This window comes from Legionella waltersii (assembly GCF_001468085.1).
GTDB classification, from domain to species: Bacteria; Pseudomonadota; Gammaproteobacteria; order Legionellales; family Legionellaceae; genus Legionella; species Legionella waltersii.
The window spans coordinates 164,610-189,137 of record NZ_LNZB01000060.1 but is presented as its reverse complement, the minus strand read 5'-3'; the positions used below and the strand labels follow the sequence as shown (position 1 = coordinate 189,137).

Below are 24,528 nucleotides of genomic sequence, written 5' to 3'. Positions count from 1 at the left end.
GGATCGCTATCGGAATTAATATACACTCTACCAAGAGCCTAGTTGGCTAGCAATAACAGGACTTACGAAAAACCCCAATCTCTTTGTTAAAAGAATTTTTTAATTCGGTCATTTAGTCCATCTAAACTCCCTCATTAAAAAGTTCCTTTGCCTCAACCTTGGGGTTTTTCGTAAGTCCTGTAATCAATATTTCGGTTAGTGAGAATGCCAGTATCCGCTCCCTCACAGTGCTAATCCACCTGCGACTGCGAGGGAGCGGATACTGGCGTTACTCTAAACGAGGACATTTCATTCGCAATGCTTGAAATTATGTTAAAATACTATGAATTTATAATTGAGTAGAAAACCATGTCTGAAAACTACACAGCTGAAGCGATTGAAGTCCTAAGTGGCCTTGAACCCGTTCAACGACGCCCAGGCATGTATACTGACACAACACGTCCGAATCACCTAGCTCAGGAAGTGATAGACAACAGCGTTGACGAAGTATTGGCAGGTTTTGCCAGTCATATTCGTGTAACACTTCATGAAGACGGCTCTATTGAAGTAGAAGATGATGGCCGTGGCATGCCAGTAGATATACATCCACAGTTAGGTCTCAGCGGTGTTGAGGTCATCATGACGAGACTCCATGCAGGTGGAAAGTTTTCCGATAAAAACTACAGTTTTTCAGGGGGGTTGCACGGAGTTGGGGTTTCAGTGGTGAATGCGCTTTCTGAACGCCTTGATGTTACGATAAAACGTAATGGAATCATTTATCAGATGTCTTTTGCAAATGGCGATAAATTATGTGAGCTCAATGAAACAGGGATCACTGCTAAGCGAAACACAGGTACCCTCATTCGCTTTTGGCCCAATAGCAAGTATTTTGATACTACCAAAATATCCGTAAAACACCTTACCCATGTTTTAAGAGCAAAAGCCGTGCTTTGCAGCGGCTTATCAATGACATTTATTAATAAAACCAGCAATGAAGAAATCAACTGGTGCTACGAACATGGCTTAGCTGATTATTTAAAGCAAACCTTGCCATCAGAATACCTACCCGAAGAGCCCTTTACTGGTGAGTTTAAAAACGATGAAGCGACTGTTGATTGGGCTTTAGTCTGGTCTGACTCTGCCAACAGTAGCCTCAATGAAAGCTATGTGAACTTAATTCCTACCATACAAGGTGGAACGCATGTTAATGGCTTACGCTCTGGTTTATTTGATGCCATGAATGAGTTTTGCGAGTTAAGAAATTTATTGCCTAGAGGGGTAAAACTTACTGCTGATGATCTTTGGGATCCTTGCCAATATGTGTTATCCGTTAAAATGAAAGAACCACAATTTGCTGGTCAAACCAAAGAGAGACTGAGTTCAAGACAAACGGCAAGCTTTGTAAGCAACGTCGTCAAAGACGCTTTTGCCCTCTGGCTTAATCAACATCGTAACCAAGGCGAAGCCATCGCATCTCTAGCCATTGAAAGAGCACAAAAAAGACTAAAACAAGCCAAACAAGTTGCTAGAAAAAGAATTAGTCAAGGACCCGCGCTCCCAGGAAAATTAGCAGATTGCCTGCAAACAGACTTGAGTCAAGCTGAGTTGTTTTTAGTTGAGGGAGATTCTGCGGGTGGATCTGCCAAACAGGCTAGAAACAAAGATTTTCAAGCCATTTTGCCTCTTCGAGGAAAGATTCTTAACTCCTGGGAAATTGAATCAACTCAAGTATTAGCATCGCAAGAAATACATGATATTTCTGTTGCTATTGGGGTAGACCCTGGCTCGGACGATTTGAGTGGTCTTCGATACGGTAAAATATGCATACTTGCTGATGCCGATTCAGACGGTGCTCATATAGCCACCTTGATTTGTGCTTTATTCGTACGTCATTTTAAACCGCTGGTAAAAGAAGGCCATGTCTTCGTAGCCATGCCCCCCCTATACCGAGTTGATGCCGGAAAAATCGTCCAATATGCATTAGATGATGAAGAAAAAAATCGTATAGTCCAACATTTAACTGAAACCACACGTTCAAAAGTGAATGTTCAACGATTTAAAGGCTTGGGGGAAATGAATCCTATACAACTTCGTGAAACAACCATGGATCCCAATACAAGGCGACTCATTGAACTTTCTCTTGAAGATGAAGAGCAAACCGAATCCATTATGGACATGATGCTGAACAAAAAAAGAGCTTCAGACCGAAAAATTTGGTTGGAATCCAAAGGTAATCTGGCAGATTTATAAAGGATTACCTAAACAATGGAACAATGTTCGAGTAATCATCTGTCCATAGCATTTGCTTGTCATCAGCCACAAAACTCCAGCCAGCACCTCTCATCAGATTAAGCGCTAAGGGTTGGTTGGAAGTAAGCAAGGCCCACTCAGAATCAAATTGCCCTAATTTAGGTTCTCCTTTGTACAGTAGATGCAAGACCATCATATCTAATGAGCGTCCAATTGCACTAATGACAGGGAGTAATTGCAGATGTCGATTGGACAAGTTTATGAGTATCACCCCACTGTCTGCTAGTTTTTCTTTATAGATAGAAAACGCTTCTAAGGTCATAAGGTGTACAGGAACAGCATCCGAATTAAAGGCATCCACTATAATAATCTGTTGTGATCTTGCTGGAAATTTTTCCAAAGCCAAACGACCATCGTCTTTGATGACTTCCTTTTTAGCGGGGCAATCGCGCATATAGCTAAACAATTCTGGATTTTTAGCCAAAGAAATCATTTGTTGATCTATCTCCACAATTTTCAAGGTATCTAAATGACTAAACTGACAGATCAATGTCCCAACACCTAAGCCCACTATAGTTGCTGTTACGGGATTGAATTGCTCTTTTACTGCAGAAACCACCGTTTTAATTGGCCCATAATAGCTAGAAGCTCCTTTCATGGTTTGCCCTACTTGTTGTAGCCCATGAACAGTAGAGTTGCTGATTAATACATGCACATCATCACGAATCAGAACTTGTTTAACACCAAAAAAATTCCTTTCTTGGAGTAAGATATTTTTGTTACCAAACAGCGGAGAATATAAATAAGCGAATAAAATCAAAATAGAGACCACTAAATGGATTCGGTTATGATGCCAAATCATGATAATACCTAAGGCGCATACAAGAATTAATTGATAAATTAAGTTGCTTTGCTCCCACCCACAGGTGATTAAAAGAAAGTAATCGACAACAATTAATCCAACTACAGCAAATGGCACCCACCCTCCTTTTCTAGAATTGGGCAAAGGAATTACTAGTAAAACCAATAGGATTGCGAGCGGATATTCATAAACATTGTTGAAAACTCTAGGCGCTATTATCCCATTGAAGATACCAGCAAGCGCGCCTCCAACAGCCAAACAAAAATAGAACAAGGTCAATCTTTGGGTTTGGGGTCTTCTCTCGTAAAGCAGACCATGACAAAGTAAAGCAAGTATAAAGAAGCCTGCCAAATTGAAAACTATTATTATCCTGGCAGGAATCGTGGCGATCCCCATAATGAATCCTAGAAGAATAAACACGAGAAAAATTAAACAATTTCTAATGATCCATCTTTGAGGAATTAACGGTTTTTGTGTAAATGTAAATACAAAAGACAACAAATACAGACTCAGAGGAACAACCCAAAACAAGGGGGTAGCTGCAATATCGGTTGATATATACAACGTTACTCCAAGCATTAAGCTGCAGGGTATAAAACTTAATAACACCCAATAAACTACCTCTCTCCAGGGAAAGGTTTCTTGGAGATGAACAGAACTTTCCTCTTGTTTGAAGGAATTACAAAATAAAACGAGTGTCAGAAGGAGCAAATAGAGCACATATCCCATTGACCATAAAAACATTTGATTCTTTATAGGAATAAACCGCTCTATAACCCAAGGATAAAGCAAAAGGGCTAACAAACTTCCTAAATTGCTTGAGATGTATAAATAATAGGGATCTGAAGCCTGTTTATCCTGAGTGAGGCTATAAGCAAATTGCAACAAAGGCGCTGATGCACCAATCACTAAAAGTGGAAGTCCTAATTGAAGCAGCAAGCTGCTTAAAATAGCCCACTCTGGCTGTTCATTCATGATCCCAGGTTGGTAAAATAGAGGGAGTGCTGTCAAACTGAATACCGCAACTAAAACATGCAGTAAACGCCAAACTTTAGCACTTCTTATCTGACTTAAGAGCCAAACATAACCATAAGAGAGCAATAAAATAAGTTGGAAAAACAGCACACAAACCGTCCAAACGGCTGGAGTCCCTCCATATGCTGGAAGAATAACTCGAGCGACCATGGGTTGAATACTGAATAGTAAAACGGCACTTAAAAACAAACCGATTGGAAATAATTTGCGCAGAAACATGCTGTCCTTGGCATTAGATTTAGTCACATTATTGTAGAGTGACTGGGTATTTCTAACAATTGTTTTGTGAGAATTTACTGACTAGACATTCAGTTGTTTCTTCAATACAGAAACTCTTAAACTCTCTCCCAGATTTAGCGATGGGAGAGAGAAAGTATCCATTTTGGCCAATATGGTGACTTTGTCAACGGACTCCAACATTAGTTCAGATTATTTTGTTTCCTTAGAAACAGCCAACATCCAATGTGCTTTTTCATGTGCAGCCACCCTTTCGCTTAATACAGCAGCAGTTCCCTCATCACCACTGTCCTGGGCTAATTTAATGGCCTGAGATAAGTCTTTTATAAGCAGCATATTGTCTTTTGCTAATTCACCAACCATACTGTTTGCATTTAGGCTGGAATCCCCTTCCTTTATCGAAGTTAACTTAATAAATTCACTAAAGGTTGCGGGCGCTTTATGGCCTAATATACGTAGTCTTTCTGCGATTTGATCGACTGCTTCTGCCAAATCGGTATATTGCATCTCAAATAACTCATGCAAACTCTTGAATTGTGGTCCTGTAACGTGCCAATGATAGTTTTGAGTTTTAAGATACAAAGCATAAGTGTCAGCTAACGCTACTTCTAAACTTTTGACTATTTTACTCATTTTTATTCCCTGTATTATTCTTGTCTTTAAGGATAGCTTAAAATTTAACTTTAGCACATCTCTACAAAGTATTTATCCACTCCCTCACAGTATCCGCTTGCTGACGCGCGCGGCTCGGTTCACTTCCTGCTGTGACTAGGATTTGATTCAGACAGCAAAGAAGGAACCGAGCCGCGCGTCAGCAAGCGGACCGATGCTGGCCGGATGATGAAGTTAATGACACCGCTTAAGGCAGCCCCATTAGGCGAAGCACCCGACCTTTGGTATCAATGCCCCTTTTAAAAAATGAGTCGATTCATCAGCCCTCAGGGTCGCAGCTTGGATTAGCTCTGGACAATAAAAAACCCGCCAACAGGCGGGTTTTTTATTGGGTAGGAGAGGGAATTACATCATTCCACCCATGCCTCCCATACCACCCATGCCACCCATGTCACCAGCGCCTACACCTTCATCTTTCTTAGGTAGTTCGGCAACCATGCACTCAGTGGTTAACATCAGGCTTGCTACAGAAGCAGCGTTTTGTAAAGCCATACGAGTTACTTTGGTAGGATCCAAAATACCCATATCAACCATATCACCAAACTCGCCAGTTGACGCGTTAAAGCCATAATTGTCTTTATGTTCAGCCACTTTGTTAACAATTACTGATGCTTCATATCCAGCATTTGTTACGATCTGACGCATTGGAGATTCGATTGCACGACGTAAAATATTAATGCCCATCGTTTGATCGTCATTATCGCCTTTCAATGCATCAAGTGCTTTTTGAGCACGGATCAAAGCAACACCACCACCAGCTACGATACCTTCTTCAACCGCAGCACGAGTAGCATGAAGAGCGTCTTCTACACGAGCTTTCTTCTCTTTCATTTCTACTTCAGTAGCAGCACCCACTTTAATTACAGCAACACCACCCGCCAATTTAGCAACACGCTCTTGTAACTTCTCTCTGTCGTAATCAGAAGTTGTTTCTTCCATTTGTGCACGGATTTGCGTAATACGAGCATTGATTTCAGTAGCCTTACCCTCACCGTCAATGATTGTGGTGTTTTCTTTAGTGACTACGATTCTCTTAGCAGCGCCAAGATCTTCAAGAGTAGCAGCTTCTAAACTCTTACCAATTTCTTCAGTAATCACTTGGCCTTTGGTTAGGATAGCAATATCTTGAAGCATTGCTTTACGGCGATCACCGAAACCAGGAGCTTTAACAGCACATACTTTGACAATACCACGCATGTTGTTAACAACTAGAGTTGCTAAGGCTTCGCCTTCAATGTCTTCTGCGATGATCAACAATGGACGACCAGATTTAGCAACGCCTTCCAATACAGACAACATCTCACGAATGCTTGATACTTTTTTATCAACCAATAACACGAATGGGTGTTCAAGTTCACAAGACATGTTTTGTTGGTTGTTAATGAAGTATGGAGAAATGTATCCACGGTCAAATTGCATACCTTCAACAACCGACAATTCATTTTCAAGACCATTACCGTCTTCAACAGTAATGACGCCTTCTTTACCTACTTTCTCCATTGCTTCAGCAATGATTGCTCCAACCGCTTCATCAGAGTTAGCAGAAATAGTGCCCACTTGAGCAATTGCTTTGTTGTCTTTGCATGGCTTAGACATGGATTGCAGTTTCTTAGTGACTGCTAATACTGCTTTGTCGATACCACGTTTTAGATCCATTGGGTTCATACCAGCAGCAACTGCTTTATGACCTTCAACAAGAATAGAACGTGCCAATACAGTAGCAGTAGTAGTACCATCACCTGCAGTATCAGAGGTCTTAGAAGCAACTTCTTTAACCATTTGAGCACCCATGTTCATGAAACGGTGTTCAAACTCAATTTCTTTAGCAACAGACACACCGTCTTTAGTCACAGTAGGAGCGCCATAAGACTTCTCTAATACAACGTTACGACCACGTGGGCCCATTGTTACTTGTACAGCATCAGCTAATGCATTCACACCAGCAAGCATTTGTAGACGTGCATCGTCTCCAAAACGTAATTCTTTAGCCATTATCTCTGTCTCCTTAAACGTTTAGATTACTTCTCAATTACACCCATGATGTCGTCTTCGCGCATCACAACTAATTCTTTGCCATCGATTTTAACTTCAGTGCCGGAGTACTTACCGAACAGAACTACATCACCCACTTTTACTGATAATGCGCGAACATCACCGTTATCCAAAAACTTACCTACACCAACCGCCATTACTTCACCACGCATAGGCTTTTCAGTAGCACTGTCTGGAATAACAATACCACCTGCTGTGGTACGCTCTTCTTCCATACGACGAACAACAACGCGATCGTGTAAAGGACGAATTTTCATACTATGATCTCCTGATTAAATTAAACTCTAAATCAAAATAGTATTGTCTTGATCTAGACCAACAATACCGATGACTGGCATATGGGGACAAAATAAGAACTTTCAAGGGTGTATTTGAAATTTTTTTTGTTTTATTGATTTATAGATCTTTGAGTGGTGTATTTTCCACGCCCTGACGGCTGAGGAATCGACTCCTATTATAGTGCCCCCACTAATCTCTTCTCGAATGGTCTATAAGCGTAGGTCCGGTGCTTCGCCGAATGGCGCTGCCTTAAGCAGCCTCATTCGTGAAAGCGGATAGTTCCGTATCCGCTTGCTGACGCGCGCGGCTCGGTTCACTCCCTGTTGTGACTAGGATTGATTCAGACAGCAAAGAAGAAACCGAGCTGCGCGCGTCAGCAAGCGGAGCGATGCAAGCCGGATAGATGAACCTAATGACACCGCTTAAGGCAGCGCCATTAGGCGAAGAACCCGACCTTAGGTGTATAGGCCCCATTTAAAAATGAGTCGATTAATCAGCTCTCACAGTTTCGGTTCGGTTAGCATCGTACACGTCCGAGTCGTGACCGTTAGGGGGCGGATAAAATCGATGTTCCTTTTTAGCGGCTACTGGGGATGGACTCCAGTGGGTCCCTCCCCTTCTATTGTTCATTAGGATAGAGCTCATCAAACTTATTTTGAATCTATTTTTAAGTTTTCTTGTAGTCCTGTACAATACAACGATCGCAAATGGTAAAAAGGGTTAAAATGAAACAATGGCTTCTTGTAATATTACTTGGCTTTTTTTCCTTCATTGCTAAGGCAGACCCTTTACCAGCCTCAGAAGTATTCAAAGTCAATGTTCAAAAAGTTGATCCAAATACTATTTCCATTCATTGGGATGTTTTGCCAAATTACTTTCTCTACAGCGATCGAATTAAGCTGAGTGCAGCTCCAGAGAGCAATGTTCAGCTTGGAAACTTAAGATTCCCACCAACCCTTACAAAAACAGATAAATTAGGTAAAACCTATACCATTTATCGCAACCAATTAGTACTTCCAGTAGGAATTCTTGGAATAGATCCAGGGGAAACCTTACTCAATTTACGCTTTCAAGGATGTTCGGACGATGGTTTTTGTTACCCACCAGAAATCAAACAAATAAAAGTAGCGATTAACAACAAACTCTCGATAAGCCAGGTGAGTATTGAAACACCGAGCGCTGAACCTGAGTCATTTCAAAACAAAACGGAAAGCGAATCGATAGCGGATGTGTTTATCAATCACGGCTGGCTCATGATCCTCCTGATTTTTTACGGGTTTGGCTTACTTCTTTCATTCACGCCTTGTATCTTACCAATGGTGCCTGTTTTATCTGGAATAATCGTCGGGCATGGTAAAAATGCCACAACCAAACGCGCTTTCTTTCTTTCCTTAAGCTATGTGCTAAGCATGTCTGTCACTTATGCCATTATTGGGGCAGTCGTTGCGTTACTGGGCGCAAATCTACAAATCAGCATGCAATCTCCATGGGCTATTGGTGCCTTTAGCCTGTTATTTGTCTTACTCGCTATTTCCATGTTTGGTTTTTATGAATTCAAACTGCCAGATTCCTGGCAAACAAAAATAGCTGGCTCAAGCCGTGAACAAAGAGGCGGTCATTATCTAGGTGCAGCCATTATGGGTTGTTTATCCACCTTGATCCTATCACCTTGTGTTACCGCACCATTGATCGGTGTACTCACCTACATAGCACAAACTGGCAACGTGCTTATGGGGAGTATCACTTTATTCATTTTAAGTTTAGGAATGGGGACCCCCCTCTTAGTAATAGGAACGTCTGCAGGCAAGTGGCTTCCTGAATCAGGTAGTTGGATGAATGCCGTCAAAGCATTTTTTGGGATACTACTCTTAGCGGTGGCCATTTATCTTTTAGAACGAATTATTCCAATCGGCCTAAGCATGGGACTTTGGGCTTGCCTACTCATTTTTTCAGGTATCTATGCGGGCGCTTTAACAGCGACAAATAGCAATTCAGAAAAATTCATGCAAGGAATTGGAATCGTTCTTTTTAGTTATGGATTATTAATACTAGTTGGAGCCGCAATGGGTGCGACAAATCCTTTGCAACCATTAGCACGCTTACAGATGGAAAACAGAGCAATATCCGAACCTACACCCAACAAATCTCAAACGGTTCAATCCGTTGATGAGTCCATAAAACTTGCCTATGGTAGACCTGTCATGCTTGATTTTTACGCGGATTGGTGCGCATCCTGCAAAATCATTGAAAATACGACGTTTAAAGACCCTCGTGTTGTTAGAATCTTAAATTTGCTAAAAGTCATTAAAGTCGATGTCACCGAAAACTCAAAGGCAAATCAGAAATTGATGCAACACTTCAAGGTGGTGGCTCCACCAACCTTTGTTTTTTATAACGCCCAAGGTCAGGAACTCAAGGAGTTAAAACTGGTTGGAGACCTATCTGCCGAAGAGTTTTTAAAAACAGTAAGCCAAATTGGCCTCGATTAAGAGTCGACAAATCAACCTCCAAGAGAGTATAATTAGCTCACTTTTTTTACAGTAAGAATTTTATGAATCATAAAGTAGGATTTGTGAGTTTGGGCTGCCCCAAAGCTCTCGTTGATTCGGAACGGATTATCACCCAACTTAAAGCACAAGGTTATGAATTAGTTCCAACGTATCAAGACGCTGGCGTAGTTGTGATTAACACCTGTGGTTTTATAGACAGTGCCGTGAAAGAATCATTGGATACTATTCAAGAGGCGATGGCGGAGAATGGTCGGGTCATAGTCACTGGTTGTCTTGGAGCAAAAGCAGATATTATTAAAGAAGCATGTCCAGATGTATTGCACATCAGTGGTGCCCATGCCTATGAAGAGGTAGTTAACGCTGTTCATCAACATCTACCTCCTCCTAGCGATCCATTTACGCAACTGATCCCGCCACAAGGAATTAAGCTAACCCCTCGACATTACGCCTATCTCAAAATATCAGAAGGCTGCAATCAGAAATGTACTTTCTGCATCATTCCCACTATGCGTGGCAAACTTCAAAGTTACCCAATAACTCAAGTACTCACTGAGGCTAAAAAGCTGAAGCAAGCAGGCGTCAATGAAATTCTGGTTATCTCACAAGACACAAGTGCCTATGGAGTAGATACCAAGTTTCAATCCGTTGAATGGCAAGGTAAAACCATCAAGACCCAATTCTATGATTTATGTGAGCAATTAGGGGAACTAGGAATATGGGTGAGATTGCATTACGTTTATCCGTATCCTCATGTGGATAACATCATTCCATTAATGCGTGATGGATTGATACTACCGTATTTAGATATACCCCTCCAGCATGCCAATTCCCGCGTATTAAAGGCAATGAAAAGACCAGCTAGCAGTGAAAACACCTTGTTGCGAATTGCGTCTTGGAGAGAAGTTTGCCCTGACATCACTATTCGCTCCACCTTTATTGTGGGTTTTCCAGGTGAAACCGAAGAGGAATTTGAAGAATTACTCGACTTTTTGGAAACGGCTCAATTGGACAGAGTGGGTTGTTTTAAATACTCCCCCGTTGAAGGGGCCAAAGCCAATGAGCTTGAAAACCCCATTCCAGAAGAAGTAAAAGAAGAACGGTATGCACGCTTCATGGAATTACAAGCAGAGATTAGCCGTAAGAAACTTCAAAATAAAATTGGTAGTGAACAAACTGTACTTGTTGATGAAGTTAACGATGAACAAATTATTGCTCGAAGTAAAGGTGATGCACCTGAAATTGATGGTCTAGTGTACTTACCTCCCAATCAAAACATTAAAGCTGGTGCATTTGTTGAAGTGATAATTAAGGACAGCGATGATTATGATTTATATGGGGAGTTTAAATAAAAAGACACTATCAGCAGAAATAAAGCTGTTTTTGTTTACTTAACCCCTCACTTCATTGAGAAGTAAGGGGAGTGTAATACATTAAGCGACTGATGGACGATAAGCGATACCCACTCTAGCCATATCCAAGTCAATCTTTACGTTGGTTATCGCATTGGTTGTCGCATTGATATTGACCCTTTTTGCATTTGCAATGCGATCAAAATTAAAATTCGTACGTCGATATTCAGCAATCACTGACCAATTGTTAGAAAACATATGCTCAACACCAATTCCAGCACCTAATCCAGCCACCCATTTCTCTTCAAGAATTTCAGGATAAACCGGAGAATTGGACGTTGCATTTAGAAACCTTGCTCCAGTTCCGCCAATTACCCCATAAACTTGAGTATTAGGTTGAACAAGAAAACCAACATGTCCCACAATCGAAAATAGAGAGTTTATTGAGTCATTTAGAACAGCAAAAGAGGAATTGTTAACAGGAATAGCATTAATGAAAATTTCATTAGCAAATTGCAAATCCCTGAATATCGCACCTTCTAGTTCCAACCCATATACAAATCTTGAAGTTTGAGGCTGAAAGTTATAACCAAGGAATAAATTAGCCAGGGATCCACCAGACGACTGATTTACACTCCCTGAAAAAATTGCATTTGTTGCCCCAGTATTAGGGTTTATGTTAGTACCAGAAAAATTCTTCTTTGTTGTTTCACCTCCTACCATGTAATCAAGCCCGAAATAATACCCTGTCCAATCAGTATCATGTTATGCTGGATCAGCCATAGTTCCTGCATTCGTAGTTAAAGATGCAAAGGATAAAGCGAGCTAACAGGCCTTTTGCAGAAAATGAAAATTGAGCTAAATTATTTTGCATAGAAAATCGTCCTTTTTTCTTATCTTCTGGATACAGATGACCACTTAACAAGTGGCCATACATCCCTATACGTGGATCTGGAAGTTTAACGTTAATTGTTACTTCCATCAATGATTTTTCGTCCTGTATGAAGAGGATTAGCGTCATTGCGAAATGAGTAAAGCATTTATAAATAAAGCTCCTCACAAACGCTTACAACGTCTATCATACGCGTCTCAACCATTTGTGTTTCAGATCGTAAAATGTTCTGATGAATCGCTCGATGGAAATATCTATACGCTTTTTTCAAAACAAGATATTGCTCGTGAGTCAATGCGTTTAACACATACAAATGCTCTATTTGACTTATTGTATGGGTATATCGAGCAAACTCCGGTTTACCACTCTTTAATACTAGATACTGCACCAAAAACTCTAGATCCAATAATCCTCCTTTATTGTGTTTTATTGGATCCGGCTCTTGATATTGATCTATTTTAGCTCGCATATCCAAAACATCTTTTCTGAGAGATAGTTTATCCCTCTGAATAGTTGATATCTTCTGTTTTAGCTTTCTAAAACGACTCTGAATTGAAGGCGAGCCAGAGACAATCCTCGCCTTCAACAAAGCCTGATGCTCCCAGGTCCAGGCGCTTGATTGTTGGTATTGAATAAATGCATCTAAATGACTCACTAATAGCCCTGCTGAACCAGATGGCCTTAATCGAGTGTCAACTTGATACAACAGTCCTGATTGTGTTCTTGTGGTTAGCGTATGCAGAATTTTTTGGGTCAATCGATTCACTAATCCTTCTTCAGACTTCTTTGCCGTATGCAAAAACACCAGATCCAAATCCGACGCATAATTCATTTCTCTACTGCCTAACTTTCCATAAGCAATGATAGCGAATCGAGGAAGAATGTTAACTATTTCAGGGTACCTCGGGATTAACTGATTAGAGGCGATTTTGACCAATTGATTCACAATAACTTGTGCAACATCCGATAAAAATTGTCCAATGCGAACGGCGTTACTTGATTTATACAGCTCGGCTCGAGCTGCCATGACCCAATTGGACAATTTAAATTGACGCAGCAACTCTTCTTGAAGCTCTGTGTCGTCTGTGTGACTTAACTGTTCATTGATTATTGTTTCTAACTCTTGTAATGAAGTTGGATGCCACTTTGTGTCTTGATCCAATAAAATTTCCAACAAAAACGGTTGGTTGACAAACAAGTCAGAAATAAAAGGACTATTAGCAAACCAAAACAATAACTCTCTAAGAGCAGGAGGGTTTTCAGACAGCAAAGCTAAATAAGCACTACGCCCAACAATGCTCTCAAGCAAGTGAATGACTTTTAAGAGGATTTCATCGGTATTTGAGCACAAGGTTAATTCAGTCAGCAGCAAAACCATAAAGCGATCCAGACGCATTCTTGCCGCATGAGGTAATCGTCTGCATTTGGGACTGTGCCTGAAGGTATGAATCATTTGATAACAATGAGACGCATTTTCATAGCCTAAACTGATTAACAAATTAATAGCCATTGTGCTTTCAACATGGCCTTGCCAAAGGCTGGATAATTGATTGGCAAGAAGTCTTTTCTCATCCTCATAAGTATCCGCTTTGCCGAGTACTGAGTGAAACATATGGCCTACTATACGTTGATATTGATGCAACTTCTCTAGAAGTTGATCCCAATTCGCAAAACCCATCGCTAAAATAACTTGTGCTTGTTTGTGTGTATCTTCAGGCAGCGTATGTGTTTGCTGATCATTAAGACTCTGAAGTGTGTTTTCTAATTTTCGAAGGAATAGATAAGCTTGCTTTAACGCTTCAGTACGGGGAATAAGTTGCTCTTGTTTTAATACGGTCAATGCAGACATTGCATTTTGAGTTTGTAATAAAGGTAATCGACCGCCACGTATTAGCTGAAAGCTCTGAATAATGAACTCAATTTCTCGAATTCCCCCCTGCCCTCGTTTAATGTCATTCAACAAAGGATTCAACTGTACCTCTCGTTCAATCATTGCTTTCATACTACGTAAGGACTCAATGACACTAAAATCGACATATCTGCGGTAAACAAATGGAATAATTATATTTTTATACCATTCGTGAGGTTCATCAATAGCTTTTGAAATGACTCGAGCTTTGACCATGGCATAACGCTCCCAATCCCGACCCTGTTCTTGATAGTACGTTTCTATGGCTGCAAAGCTTGAAACAAGAGGGCCACTGTCTCCATTGGGGCGCAATCTTAGATCCACTCTAAACACCAAACCTTCTGAGGTGACAGACTGTAGGATATGAATAAATTGCTGAACCACCTTGCTAAAATAGTGTTGGTTGCTTATTTTTTCCTCTCCACTCGTACACCCTTCACGACTATAGGTAAAAATTAAGTCAATATCCGATGAATAATTGAGCTCTCTACCTCCTAGTTTTCCCATCGCTAACGTGAAAAGAAAAACTTCAGCACCCACTTCATCACTTGCATATCCATAGCGTTGTTTAAGAGAAGATCGAATGTATTCTAAAGTATGTAACACAATAGAATCAGCACAATCAGACCAAGCAGCTATCACTTGATCCGTGCTGGCTAAACCAGCCATTTCTAAAACCAATAACTGTAAAAATTGACGGTGACGAAACTGCCTAAGAGCAACCATATAGCTTGCTTGAGGGATCTCAACACTTAGTTTAGTAATAGCTGAAAAATAATCCTCTCGAGTAGGAATTTCCAGATGCTCATTCTCCTTCAGTAAGTCAACTAATATATGAATTTGCCGACACGCATAATCACTCACAAGCACTAACTGTACTGCATGATGAAGTAACGGATGATGCAAATGAGCAAGGTGTTTTTCAATAAACCATGCTTTTGACTCAAATTGTTCAGGGATATGGAAGGTTTTACTCATAGTAGAGATATTTTTTAATAAACTGGTACAAAATTCATTATTATAGATATAATCTAATTTATCTATCTAATTTATTTGATGATGGCAACTAATGAGATTCATTAAAGGACTATTGTTAACACTCTTGATATCGATTTCCACTCTGTATGCCCAGAATGAGCCATTGACTATTGGCACAACGAATTTTAACCCACCCTTTGTCATGCGTACTGCAAATAATGAGTTGTTTGGATTCGACATCGACATGATGATCAATGTTTGTAAGATAATGAATCGTAAATGTAACTTTGAAATATTACGGTTTGAAGAGCTTTTACCGGCTGTTGCGAGCAAAAGAATAGATATGGCTGTCGGTTCAATTACCATAACAGCTGAGCGTGCCAATATAGTTGCATTTAGCCTACCCTATTTACTCAGTTACTCAAGATTTCTTACTCTCCAGTCAACAGCAGATAAAACACCCTTTAGCCTAGAAGCATTAAACAATAAGCGATTTGGAATTGCCTCTAAAACTGTATTTAGTGCTCAAATTAAAGACATGGGAATTGCTAATCCTACGATAGTCGAGTTCGATAAATACGAGAGCATGCTTGAAGCACTTAGAGACAATTCAATTGATTTTATTTTGATGGATAGCCCTTCAGCAGTCTATTGGGCCGCCAATTCAGGTAATTCATTTAAAACGTATGGGAATGCCTTTATGTATGGCTATGGTTTCGGTGTAGCAGTCAATCGCGAAAACACCGCCCTGCTAAGCCAACTCAACCAAGCTTTATTGAAATTCCAGAATAGTGACTCCTATAAGCAAGCTTATCAGAAGTATTTGTCTAGCTTCTAAACATAGGCCTGGGAGGTTATTGACAATTAGATTGTCAAAAATCCCTAATGCAGGGTTTGGCCCTGAGTAATACAACGGCTAATCACTTGACGAGTGACATAATCTCCTTGGCTCGCACCATATAAAGATGCAAAATGCTTTGCCAAGATAACCACCCATCCGGATAATCGAAAATTCATGCGCTTCTCAACTTGGTCTACTACAATTTCAAATAAGCCTAGCGAGTCACTTTCACGTTCATTAGCATACTCTTCCATAATGAATCGCGCGGTTTGCAAATCTTTTTCTCTGGTAGGCCAACTTTGACTCATAATAAACTCCGTAAACGCATGAGCAAGACTGATTTTACTTCAATAATAGACAGGCCATTTTATGAAATACAGACCTCTGAAGCAATATCTTATTATCTCATAAAATGGACAAATACTCAATATGGAGTTTATTTTTTAGCCATATAATCCGCCACTACTTCCCCGTAAGGCAAGGTTAAATCGGTAATAAAGTGTGATGCGGAAACAATTTTTTTAACCCGCAATTTGGCGATTGGAGCCAACGCGTGGGCATGCAACTCTATACTCGCTGGACCTGTCCAAGCGCCTTTGACAGTAATATCCGTCAAATAAGTTTTAGTTAACTGATTAACAAGAGGCTTGCCATCAACATCGGGAATATTCTTTAACAAAAATACAGGCTGTTTCATAGAATTTAATACCTTGTCAGTAGGTAATGGATGGTGTTTATAACCCATTGTTGCAGTTGCAATTCGAATACTTCCATAATCTAAAAACCCAATTAAAGTATCTTCTTCAACAAACAACTTTGGTTTAGCTAATTTCTTTGGAAAGCCCCAAATTTCTCGCCCTCCAGCGATGGGCGCGTGGCAATCCAGAAACATGGATATAGTAAAGCCACCCTCTTCTCCTTTATAGCGCACTGGAATCACTTGGCCAGACTCCGTGTAATCCCCAAATCCGGTGGAATCGGGCATACGAATAAATTCGAACTTCACTTCAGGTCTTAATAACTCCATTTCTGGTGGTAAAATTGATTTTAGAAGATCAGGGTCTGTTTCATAAGTAACGATGAAAAACTCTCGATTGATAAAGCGATAAGGGCCTGCTGGATAAGTGTTAATCCATCTAGGGACAGGCATGCTAAACTCATTGTTTAAAAAATCAAATGTACTTTCTGTATGTTTCTTTTCCATGAATTGCCTCTCCCTCTGTAGCAGTTTATACATTGTTGATGTGAGAACCTGAACAATTACAGTCTATTCACTTGTTTACAAATACTCACGAATATTGATACTGGAATTTTTTCCGATAGTCTTAAAGTTTAACTTCAACCACTCGTCACCCTTTTCACGCCCAACTTCGAATAAGTGTTCGATAAAGTCCCAGCTTGGGTCCAGTTTACTAGCTACTGAATAGGACTCCATTGTCGTATCAGCTCGAATCGCATGAAGATTCATTTTTCTTAAGTTTGGAATATATTCATCTTTAATCCAACCATTTTCAATCAAGTCAGTCACAAATGCTATTGCTCTCATCTCACGCATTAAAGAGGAATTAAAACTAATTTCATTCACTCGGTTTAATATATCTGCAGCCGTTTCGGGAACAGCATCACGATAGATTGGATTGATATGGACAATTAATATGTCCCGACAATTTGAATTGTAAATCAATGGGAAAATGGCTGGATTACCCATGTAGCCCCCATCCCAGAAGTATTCATCATCAATTTGCTGAGCTTGAAACATAAAAGGCAAGCACGCCGAAGCCATAACTGCTTCAATAGACATGTTCTTATTATCAAATACTTTAATTTTGCCTGTTTTCACATTGGTTGCAGAAACAAACAGTTGCACGCTGTTACAGCAGCGAATGCTCTCAAAGTCAACCATTTGTTCAACAATGTCCTTTAATGGGTTGAAATTAAATGGATTAAACTGATAAGGAGACAACAATTTACTCATTAAACCGAAAAAGTGATAGGACAACGTATTTTCGAGATGCACACCAAGCAATTCTTCAAAAGGGTTTCGTTTGAGTGGGCTAAAAATGTCTCCAGACTCACTCACCTTTCTCCAAAACTCAAACAGGGACTTACGGGCACCTTCATGGCCACCAGTAGCCAAACCATGAGCAAGAATGACCGCATTCATTGCTCCAGCACTGGTCGCGGATATCGAGTCAATATGGATTCTTCCATCTTCTAGAAGTTTATCTAAAATTCCCCAGGCCAGAGCCCCATGCGCTCCGCCTCCTTGCAACGCAAGATTAAGCATTTTAGATGTTTTGGCCATCCAATGACTCCTCTTAATTAATCCTTTAATATATTCATTATAAGCCAAAACCTCATAAAAATTCTTTGTAGGTAATTTTTTGCCTACTATTAAGAAATCAATGGACTAAAAACTGCGTTTTGAAGTATCTTGAGCATATTTAACAATAACAAGAAGTAATACACCATGACCTTTCAAATCTTACCTTCCTTACTCTCAGCGGATATGACTCGATTGGGAGAAGAAGTTGAAGCAGTCATGCAAGCAGGTGCAGACTACATTCATTTTGATGTTATGGATAATCATTATGTGCCCAATCTAACCTTTGGCGCAGCATTTTGCGAAGCTCTGATTAAGCGAATTCCAAACCTTCCTGTTGACGTCCATCTAATGACAACACCAGTGGACTCACTCATAGAGGCGTTTGCTAAAGCTGGAGCAAAACGTATTAGCATTCATCCTGATGCAACCATTCATTTGGATAGAAGTTTACAACTGATTAATGACTTAGGTTGTGAAGCTGGTTTGGTTTTTAACCCAGCCACACCAATTGACGTGCTAAAATGGTGTGCTCACAGGCTTTCTTTTGTACTTGTTATGACCGTTAATCCCGGTTTTGGTGGCCAGAAACTCATCCCTGAAGCAATCCCTAAAATATCTGATATACATCAATTATACCCTGATCTTGGCATATGCGTGGATGGCGGCGTGACTGCAAACAATATTGCTACCCTAGCTCGTTCAGGTGCAAAACAATTTGTTGCAGGATCTGCTATATTCAATAGCACTGACTATAATATGACCATCAAGAAAATGCGTGAGCAATTAACTACCATTTAAAAATTCAACAATGACCATAATGGAACCATGGAATTAAAAACATGTTAAATCGAATTGTGTTACTTTTGTGTGGGATCATTTGTTCTTTCCATGTGCATGCCCTCTCCGGGCAAGCCTATATGGATAGGTTTAACACTTTTCAAGCTTGGTATGCTCAGTTACCACTCAATCCTACCCCAGAATTTTTGGAGTTTGTAAAAGGCACGACCCCACTATCCAATAAACTTCGAGACAAATGGTTGTATGAGTTAGCGCGCATCAAAGACTGGTCAAAGTATAACGAATATTATCAAACAACAAATGACATCAACCTAGTTTGCTATGCTCAAATTGCCAAATTTAATTTAGGCATGCATATAGAAGCAATGGCAGGAACAATACCCATATGGCTAAGTGGAGATTCCCGCCCTAAATCCTGCGACACACTATTTAACTTGTTTTTAAGCCAGGAAGATTTGGATCAATCATTAATTATTCAGCGCATGGCGCTGGCTTTGGATAAGAGAAATGTATCCCTTGCCAGATATCTGTTAAAGCAGCATGATCTATCCAAAGATCATGACGTTGAAGCTTTGAATAAGGTGTATCAAAATCCGAACAGTGTTACTCAATTAACCCCCAGTAAATTTAACCACTATTTTTGTTTATATGGCCTAAAACGATTGGTTTCGATGAACATGGAAAAAGCCCTCGTTGTTTGGGAACAAGTAAAAAAGAAAAAAATCATGAATGAGCCCGAGCAGCAAGCCTTTATATCCTATGTGGCCTTATACAAAGCGATGCGCAACCATGACGATGCCATGCAATGGTTCTCCAAAGTGAAACCCAAATACTATACTGATGTTCTCATCGATTGGCAGATACGTTTAGCGTTAAAGAAAAAACACTGGAAGCAAGTTGAACAACTAATCAATCATTCAAAAAGCAAACAAGAGCCTTGCTGGCAATACTGGCTTGCTCGCTCCCTAGAGGCTCAAGGCAAAAAGCCAGAAGCAGTTGCAATCTTTGAGACCCTATCAAAAAATAGGCATTATTATGGCTTCTTAGCGAGCATAAGACTAAAAAAGACCCCTACTTTTGCCAACGAAAAACCAACTACAAATTTTGATGCATTAAAACCATACCAACCCATCATTGATCAAGTCAAAACACTCTATCAATCTAAACAAATCCTACAAGCTTCTCGCTTATTGAATGACTTTATTAGCGAGTTACCGAAAGAAGAAGCAAGCGCCTTGGTCTATTGGATTGCGACTGATTTAAAATGGCATGGAAAATCAGTTTACCTAAGCAACAGAGATAATCTTAATAACCAATTGGCACTGAGATTCCCATTAGCCTATAACAACACCATTAAAACCTACACTTCAAAATATGGGGTACCTCAAGAATTCGTCTACGCTATTATTCGCCAAGAAAGTGGATTTAGAGAGGACGTTACCTCTGTTGCTGGTGCTAGGGGCTTAATGCAAGTGATGCCTCTTACAGCTAGTGTTGTTTCGAAAGCCGATAAAATTCCCTATTCGGATAAAAATCAGTTATTTACTTCGCAGAAAAACATCAATATTGGTATCGCTTACCTAAGGCAACTTGCCAAGCGTTTCAGCGATCACCCCATACTGATGGCAGCTGCCTATAATGCTGGGCCAAGACAGGTCGTGTATTGGATGAAAAATCATCCACCTAAAGAAATGGATATTTGGGTTGAAACCTTACCGTGGCAAGAAACAAGAAACTATTTAAAAAACATTATGGCTTTTTGCGTGGTGTATCAATATCGTTTGAACCAAAAACCTAACTTAAGTAAATTTTTAACACCAATATGATGCACGAATTAATTTATACAAAAGATACTTCAACATGCTATGTATGGGGCGACTTGAAGTATCTGAGCTACCACTAACCCCTAGTAGGCCCCGGGAAGCTTGAGTTAACAACTAAAGGAATAATTATCTTGGCACAGAAAAACATAGACGTACTGATCATAGGAGCAGGCCCTGTTGGATTATTTTGCGCAAACGAGCTTACAAGGCATGGGCTAACTTGTCGCATTATCGATAAAAAATCAACCTTGAGTGATAAATCCAAAGCACTAGGTATACATATTCGCACTCTAGACGTGCTTGAGGACTGTGGATTAATTGATGAAGTATTGAAGCAAGGGCATCAAGTTGATGGTGTTGTCTTCAAATCCTGTGGTAAAACACTGGTGAATGCGACCTTAGATGGTATAGAAGCCAGCAGGCATTGCATTATTGATTTGCCTCAGAATCAAACTGAAGCAATTCTTTATGAGGCTCTACTAAAAAAAGGAGTGCAAGTCGAATGGGACACCGAGTTAACCCACTTAAATCAAAGCCCACAAGACATAACTGCCACTATCAAAAAGCCGAACAATAAGATCGAGTTGTTTAGTGTAAATTGGCTTGTCGCTTGTGATGGCGCTCACAGTACAGTGTGCCATGAGTTAGGAGCAGAATTTAAAGGATCACCTTATAAAAACACTTGGTGGTTAGCCGATTTGCACGTTGACTGGTCAGTACCAGAAAATCGAATGGCCATATACATCAATAAAAGAGGACCTTTGGCTTGCTTCCCCATGGGAAATAAACGCTATCGCTTAGTGATGACTGCCCCTGATGATGTGCAAACAGAACCTCAACTTTTGGATATTGATAAAGAATTTAAGCAGCGAAGCTCCGATCCAGCCACTTTATCTGACCCAATCTGGCTAAGCCAATTCACTATCCACCATCGACAAATTCAGCAGTACCGTTATGAACGTATCTTCTTTGCAGGTGATGCGGCACATATTCATAGCCCTATGGGTGGCCAAGGCTTAAACACAGGAATGCAAGATGCTTATAATTTAGCCTGGAAGATAGCACTTGTTGAGCGGGGTAAGGCAAACCCTTCTTTACTAGATTCTTATCATGAAGAGAGGTACCCAATAGGTCATCAAGTCCTGAGAAAGACTGATGTGATGACGAAGATGATCTTGTTAAAAAATCCTGTGTTGGTCAATCTACGCAATCATTTTATTCAATTGATGACCTCTTTTAGCAAAATTAAACGCGCCATCATGAAAGACATTGCCGAATTAACAATAAGCTACGCTAAAAGTCCTATAGTAAATCAATTAGGTAAAGCTAAGGGACTTAAAGCAGGGAAATTTTTACCCACATTTGAGTTAACGAATGCTAATACCCAAGAGATTTTAGATAGCATTAAAATTACACGAGGTATTTCTCATCATTTGTTTCTATTTGCTGGTACAAAAACCAATGACTATTCTGAATTAATGACTTATGCCAATGCACTTCAACACAAATATGGAAATTTGCTACAGATTCATTTAGTTCTTAATCAAAAACAGCTACAGCATAGCAACAATCACCTCACTACCTGGGTAGACTCTCATACTATCCAGGAGGATTTTGGTTTCAAAAAGCCCTCTCTGGTTCTAGTAAGACCCGATAAATACATAGGCATCTTACAAAACCCGATCAATAAGAAACAATTTGAGGACGAACTGTATTTAGTCCCTTTAGCTACAAAATCCTTCCAAAGCTCTGCAGTTAATCTGAGACCGGATTGCGAAATTCAACCAGATGCTTAATAATGAGTAAATCATTGATTAAAGGAATGAACATGTCACTCAAATTGACGATTGCAAAAATTCTGAGTTATACATTCATCATTTGTTTGCTCGCGAGTTGTTTTCGCCCACCCTATAATAACTTCAAAACATACAACAGAGCAGGTAAACGGGTAGCAGTAGATTCTGGAGTAGGTGCAGTCGCTGGAGCAGTGATTGCAGGCACTACAGTTGGGACTTTACTGGGTGGAGGAATTGGTGGCACTGTTGGTCTAGCGGCTAGCTTCAGCAGAGACAGCAAAAAACATATTGTTAAAGAACTTAAAAAACAAGACATCCAATACGTCCAATACGGTGACACCAATCTGTTGATTATCCCCACCGACAAATACTTCATGTTTTTAAGCCCTCGTCTTAATGAACTGTGTTACCCAGGATTAACAAATATAGTCAGATTGCTAAAATTCTATCCTTACAGTACTATTTATGTTGCAGGGTTTACTGATAATGTAGGCTCTAAACGTCATAAAAATAAAATATCTCAAGCACAAGCTGAAACTATTATGACGTATTTATGGTCTAATGGAATTGCTGATACCCGGTTAAAAGCTGAAGGATACGGTGATAAGAATCCCATATCTGACAATTCCATTATTCATGGTAGTGCACAAAATCGTCGCATTGAAATCGAGTGGTTTAATAGCCCTCCTAAACCAAGACAAACGGAAGTTGCCTATGTGAAATAAGGTGTTGAAATGTTATCAAGAGTCATTGGCGGAATTTTATTAATCGTTGGAACCTCCATCGGTGGAGGAATGCTTGCATTGCCTGTAGCAAATGCTGCTACAGGATTTTGGCAATCTAGCTTATTCCTATTAGTTTGCTGGGCATTTATGACTTTTGGGGCATTTTTTATACTCGAGGCTAATTTGTACCTGCCTCGCGGCAAACACATGGTATCGATGGCTAAAGCCACTCTTGGTGATTATGGTTTACTCGCCGCCTGGATTAGTTACCTGTTTCTATTATATACCTTACTTTCTGCATACATATCTGGTGGAGCAGATGTTTTAAACGGTTTGTTGTCTAAGATCAACCTTCACTTAGCAGATTGGCAAGCCAGCTCTCTATTTACCTTGTTATTTGGTCTTGTTGTTTATGGTGGAATCCATTGGGTAGACATGGCAAATCGCGCCCTGATGTTTGGCAAACTAGCTGTGTATTTGATTTTAGTTGTATTAATAACCCCACACATTGATGTTCATTATTTTCAGCAAGGTGATTATCAGTACATAGGTGGAGCTATTATGATACTCATCACCTCATTTGGATTTGCTATCATAGTTCCTAATCTTAGAGATTATTTTGATGATGACATCAAAACGCTAAGAAAGGTCATTTTTATAGGATCACTAATTCCTTTAATTTGTTACATTGCTTGGGATGCTGTAATCATTGGTTCTTTGCCCTCCTCAGGGGATAATGGACTCAAGAGTTTAATGACAAACCCACATACAACAAGTGCTCTCGCAGGGTTATTAACCGATAAAATCCAAAACCCAATCATCAGCGCGCTTTTTAACTTTTTTACTTCCATTTGTATGCTCACCGCTTTTTTAGGAGTATCACTTTGTTTATTTAGCTTCTTGGCAGATGGTTTAAAAATGCGCGAAACAGGTCATCATGGTTTTGGATTATTCCTATTAACCTTTTTGCCACCATTGCTTATCGTGATCTATTATCCAGGAGCATATCTCTACGCACTGCGATATGCGGGTGTTTTTTGCATTATTTTATTACTCCTATTACCGGCATTAATGTGTTATTTTGGTAGAAAGCATTATAAATCCAGTTTTATGGTCCCTGGAGGAAGATTATCTCAATATGCTGTAATTCTGGTGTCTATTGGGCTTTTAATCCATGAGTTTTTTGACCTTATGAAATAGAAGACTATTGACTTT

Annotated in this window: 19 protein-coding genes; 9 read left to right on the top strand and 10 right to left on the bottom strand. The window is 40.0% G+C overall.

What is annotated here, in order from left to right:
• The first annotated feature begins 348 nt into the window (after nt 1-348).
• Nucleotides 349-2,229 (top strand): DNA topoisomerase IV subunit B, encoded by a 1,881-nt coding sequence (gene parE, locus Lwal_RS13990; protein WP_058481424.1) that lies wholly within the window; start codon nt 349-351, stop codon nt 2,227-2,229.
• A 4-nt stretch (nt 2,230-2,233) separates the two neighbouring features.
• Here parE and Lwal_RS13985 read toward each other — a convergent pair whose 3' ends face one another.
• The 4 genes from Lwal_RS13985 to groES all read right to left on the bottom strand — a co-directional run bounded on the left by Lwal_RS13985 (nt 2,234) and on the right by groES (nt 7,344).
• A complete protein-coding gene (locus Lwal_RS13985; RefSeq protein ID WP_058481423.1) occupies nt 2,234-4,345 on the bottom strand; it encodes a spermidine synthase in 2,112 nt (703 codons plus the stop codon).
• Between the two features lie 210 nt (nt 4,346-4,555).
• Nucleotides 4,556-4,996 (bottom strand): Dps family protein, encoded by a 441-nt coding sequence (locus Lwal_RS13980; RefSeq protein ID WP_058481422.1) that lies wholly within the window; start codon nt 4,994-4,996, stop codon nt 4,556-4,558.
• A 384-nt stretch (nt 4,997-5,380) separates the two neighbouring features.
• Nucleotides 5,381-7,030: a chaperonin GroEL gene (groL, locus tag Lwal_RS13975; protein ID WP_242602264.1), complete on the bottom strand. Its 1,650-nt coding sequence runs from the start codon at nt 7,028-7,030 to the stop codon at nt 5,381-5,383.
• A 23-nt stretch (nt 7,031-7,053) separates the two neighbouring features.
• Nucleotides 7,054-7,344 (bottom strand): co-chaperone GroES, encoded by a 291-nt coding sequence (groES, locus tag Lwal_RS13970; RefSeq protein WP_058481420.1) that lies wholly within the window; start codon nt 7,342-7,344, stop codon nt 7,054-7,056.
• A gap of 747 nt (nt 7,345-8,091) precedes the next feature.
• Between groES and dsbD the strand changes: the two genes are divergently transcribed.
• Together dsbD and rimO are read left to right on the top strand one after the other, a co-directional pair.
• Complete coding sequence (dsbD, locus tag Lwal_RS13965) at nt 8,092-9,855, top strand: protein-disulfide reductase DsbD (RefSeq protein ID WP_058481419.1); 1,764 nt, start codon at nt 8,092-8,094, stop codon at nt 9,853-9,855.
• A gap of 62 nt (nt 9,856-9,917) precedes the next feature.
• A complete protein-coding gene (gene rimO / locus Lwal_RS13960; protein ID WP_058481418.1) occupies nt 9,918-11,225 on the top strand; it encodes a 30S ribosomal protein S12 methylthiotransferase RimO in 1,308 nt (435 codons plus the stop codon).
• Nucleotides 11,226-11,306: 81 nt separating this feature from the next.
• On the opposite strand, the gene Lwal_RS13955 is transcribed toward rimO, so the two are convergent.
• Genes Lwal_RS13955 through glnE form a run of 3 tightly spaced genes read right to left on the bottom strand, consistent with a single transcriptional unit; the run spans nt 11,307 to nt 15,004 of the window.
• On the bottom strand, nt 11,307-11,948 hold the full coding sequence (locus Lwal_RS13955; protein ID WP_058481417.1) for an outer membrane protein: 642 nt from the start codon (nt 11,946-11,948) through the stop codon (nt 11,307-11,309).
• Between the two features lie 52 nt (nt 11,949-12,000).
• Nucleotides 12,001-12,207, bottom strand: a complete 207-nt coding sequence (locus Lwal_RS13950; RefSeq protein WP_058481416.1) for a hypothetical protein — start codon at nt 12,205-12,207, stop codon at nt 12,001-12,003.
• 58 nt (nt 12,208-12,265) lie between these two features.
• The gene (gene glnE / locus Lwal_RS13945) at nt 12,266-15,004 is read right to left on the bottom strand and encodes a bifunctional [glutamate--ammonia ligase]-adenylyl-L-tyrosine phosphorylase/[glutamate--ammonia-ligase] adenylyltransferase (protein ID WP_058481415.1); all 2,739 of its coding nucleotides are present in this window, start codon (nt 15,002-15,004) and stop codon (nt 12,266-12,268) included.
• 91 nt (nt 15,005-15,095) lie between these two features.
• Between glnE and Lwal_RS13940 the strand changes: the two genes are divergently transcribed.
• Entirely contained in the window at nt 15,096-15,842 is a 747-nt protein-coding gene (locus Lwal_RS13940; RefSeq protein WP_058481414.1) for a transporter substrate-binding domain-containing protein, read from the top strand.
• A gap of 44 nt (nt 15,843-15,886) precedes the next feature.
• On the opposite strand, the gene Lwal_RS13935 is transcribed toward Lwal_RS13940, so the two are convergent.
• The 3 genes from Lwal_RS13935 to Lwal_RS13925 form a co-directional block, all read right to left on the bottom strand.
• The gene (locus Lwal_RS13935; protein ID WP_058481413.1) at nt 15,887-16,153 is read right to left on the bottom strand and encodes a hypothetical protein; all 267 of its coding nucleotides are present in this window, start codon (nt 16,151-16,153) and stop codon (nt 15,887-15,889) included.
• Nucleotides 16,154-16,281: 128 nt separating this feature from the next.
• Entirely contained in the window at nt 16,282-17,049 is a 768-nt protein-coding gene (locus Lwal_RS13930; RefSeq protein WP_058481412.1) for an acetoacetate decarboxylase, read from the bottom strand.
• Between the two features lie 75 nt (nt 17,050-17,124).
• On the bottom strand, nt 17,125-18,150 hold the full coding sequence (locus Lwal_RS13925; RefSeq protein WP_058481411.1) for a patatin-like phospholipase family protein: 1,026 nt from the start codon (nt 18,148-18,150) through the stop codon (nt 17,125-17,127).
• Between the two features lie 165 nt (nt 18,151-18,315).
• On the opposite strand from Lwal_RS13925, the gene rpe reads away from it, so the two are divergent.
• From rpe to Lwal_RS13900, 5 genes are all read left to right on the top strand, one after another.
• On the top strand, nt 18,316-18,969 hold the full coding sequence (gene rpe / locus Lwal_RS13920; protein ID WP_058481410.1) for a ribulose-phosphate 3-epimerase: 654 nt from the start codon (nt 18,316-18,318) through the stop codon (nt 18,967-18,969).
• Between the two features lie 41 nt (nt 18,970-19,010).
• Nucleotides 19,011-20,795 carry a transglycosylase SLT domain-containing protein gene (locus Lwal_RS13915; RefSeq protein ID WP_058481409.1) on the top strand — a complete coding sequence of 595 codons (1,785 nt, stop codon included), beginning with the start codon at nt 19,011-19,013 and terminating at the stop codon, nt 20,793-20,795.
• A 128-nt stretch (nt 20,796-20,923) separates the two neighbouring features.
• Entirely contained in the window at nt 20,924-22,588 is a 1,665-nt protein-coding gene (locus tag Lwal_RS13910; RefSeq protein ID WP_065235671.1) for an FAD-dependent monooxygenase, read from the top strand.
• A 32-nt stretch (nt 22,589-22,620) separates the two neighbouring features.
• Nucleotides 22,621-23,313, top strand: coding sequence for a C-OmpA-like family protein CmpA (gene cmpA, locus Lwal_RS13905; RefSeq protein ID WP_058481408.1), 693 nt, complete (start codon nt 22,621-22,623; stop codon nt 23,311-23,313).
• A 9-nt stretch (nt 23,314-23,322) separates the two neighbouring features.
• Nucleotides 23,323-24,513, top strand: coding sequence for an amino acid permease (locus tag Lwal_RS13900; RefSeq protein WP_058481407.1), 1,191 nt, complete (start codon nt 23,323-23,325; stop codon nt 24,511-24,513).
• The last annotated feature ends 15 nt before the right edge of the window (nt 24,514-24,528 follow it).